Origin of the sequence: Falsiroseomonas oryzae (assembly GCF_027856955.1) — a bacterium.
Taxonomy (GTDB): domain Bacteria; phylum Pseudomonadota; class Alphaproteobacteria; order Acetobacterales; family Acetobacteraceae; genus Falsiroseomonas; species Falsiroseomonas oryzae.
This window is the reverse complement of sequence record NZ_JAPSMD010000689.1, coordinates 1-1,940: the sequence shown is the minus strand read 5'-3', so window position 1 is coordinate 1,940 and position 1,940 is coordinate 1. Positions and strand designations below refer to the sequence as shown.

Sequence of the window (1,940 nt, the reverse complement as noted above, 5' to 3'; positions counted from 1 at the left end):
CGGCCAGCGCCCAGCCCAGCACGCCGAGCGCCGCGAGGGCCGCGCCGGCGCGCGTCACGACCACCACGCCGAAGCGCCGGTGCAGCCCGGCCAGCGCCGCCACCGTCGCCGCGCCGGCCAGGAAGTGGCAGGTGACGGCGGCGGAGACCAGCCAGACCGGCCAGCCGCGCCCGGCCTCCACCGCATGCAGGAAGACCGGCGGGCCGTAGAAGCCGACGCCCCAGCCGAACAGCGCGACCACGAAGGCCGCGCCGACCACCCGCCAGCCGAAGAACACCTGCCCGGCGCGCATGCCCACCCCTGATGCCGCATCCATCCTGGCAGGCTGGCCCCTGCGGCGCAGCCCGTGCTGCGGCGCCGGCCGAAGCGTCAGGCGGGCAGCAGCGTGTTGCGGCGCCGGATCGTCAGGAACAGCAGGCCCACCAGCAGCAGGTTGAGCACACCGGCCAGCGCGGCGTTGCCGAAGCTGACGGTGTAGTGGCCGGTCAGGTCGAAGAAGAAGCCGCCCTGGAAGCCGCCCACGCCGTGGCCGAGCCAGGCGAAGGCGAGGATCACGCCCATCAGCGTGGCGCGGCGCGCGGCCGGCGTCAGCGCGCGCGCGGTGACCAGCACGCCCGTCATCACCCCCGCATAGCCGAAGCCGTAGATCGGGGCGAAGACGTAGAACAGCGCCAGGTCGTGGATGGCGGTGAAGGCGAAGACGCCGACGGTCTGCCACAGCGAGGCCGCCATGTAGGCCGGGATCGGCCCGATCAGGTCGGCCAGCTTGCCGAAGGCGACGCGGCCCAGGATCGCCGCCACCAGCATCACGAACAGCACGCCCGATGCATCCGGCGCCGCGATGGCGTGCCCCTGGATCAGCGGCACCAGGTGCATCAGCGGCACCGCCATGCAGGTGCAGCAGAGCAGCACGGCGGCGCTCAGCCACACCGTCACCGCCGTCGGTGAGAGCGGCACCGGCGGCTCGGCCTGCAGGGCGACCGCCTGGACGCGCCGCGGCGGCGGCTTCAGCAGCAGCGCGAGCGGCACCATGACGGCCAGCGAGACCACGCCCTCCGCCAGGAAGGCGCCGCGCCAGCCGAAGGCCTCGATCAGGAAGGCGCTCGCGAAGGGCACGCCCCCCTGCCCGACAGCCTGGCCCGCCGAGGCGATGCCGATGGCGAGCCCGGCCCCGGTCGGAAACCAGCTGCCGACGAGCGCGATCAGCGGCGCGAACAGCCCGGCCGCGAACAGCCCGGCCAGGAAGAACAGCAGATGGAACTGCCACAGCCGGTCCGCGCCGGCGGCGAGCAGCAGGCAGACGCCGACCGCCACCGCGCCGGCCAGCGCCACGATGCGGATCGGCGCGCGGTCGGCGATGCTGCCCATGGCCACCCCGCCCAGGGCCAGCCCCACCAGCCCCGCCGTGTTGATCAGCGCGATCGACCCGCGCGGCCAGCCGAATGCCTGCTCGAGCGGGATGAAGAACACGGACAGGCCGTTGACCAGCTGGCCCATCGCGATGGCGAGCATCGTCGCGACCGCCGCGACGATGACCCAGCCATCGACGCCACGATGCGGCTCTGCTGGCATGGCGCGAGGCCCTCCCTTGGGCCCGGACCGACCGGCCCGACGCGCGGGCCTGGTCCTGCGCGCCGGAGGCCCCAGAGCCCGCGGAATCCTAGGCATCGCCGAGCAGGAGGCACAACGTTATTTCTCGCTTTCCTCGATTAGGATAAGTTTCTTCCGCAACAAACGAGGCGAGGCTACGGCCACGGCCGAAGCATCGCGGCCCGGCCCGCGCTAGGCTCGCGCCATGCCCAGCAACGCCGCCCTCGCCGCCACCGCCGCGCTGATCGGCGATCCCGCCCGCGCCGCCATGCTCGCCGCGCTGCTCGATGGCCGCGCCCTGTCGGCCGGCGAGCTGGCGGAGGCCGCCGGCATCGCGCCGCAGACTGCCA

3 protein-coding genes are annotated in these 1,940 nt (G+C 73.9%); 1 reads left to right on the top strand and 2 read right to left on the bottom strand.

Going from position 1 to position 1,940, the window contains the following annotated elements; translation table 11 throughout:
- A partial coding sequence (locus OZN99_RS30645; RefSeq protein ID WP_270938987.1) for a hypothetical protein occupies window positions 1-292 on the bottom strand: 292 nt, incomplete at its 3' end.
- Between the two features lie 77 nt (window positions 293-369).
- Window positions 370-1,572: an MFS transporter gene (locus OZN99_RS30640; protein ID WP_270938986.1), complete on the bottom strand. Its 1,203-nt coding sequence runs from the start codon at window positions 1,570-1,572 to the stop codon at window positions 370-372.
- Between the two features lie 223 nt (window positions 1,573-1,795).
- On the opposite strand from OZN99_RS30640, the gene OZN99_RS30635 reads away from it, so the two are divergent.
- Window positions 1,796-1,940: helix-turn-helix domain-containing protein (locus OZN99_RS30635; RefSeq protein ID WP_333779790.1), on the top strand; the 145-nt coding region annotated here is incomplete at its 3' end.

Excerpts from the sequence above, each read along its gene's own strand:
- OZN99_RS30640 (WP_270938986.1), bottom strand. The coding sequence starts at position 1,572 with ATGCCAGCAGAGCCGCATCGTGGCGTCGATGGCTGGGTCATCGTCGCG.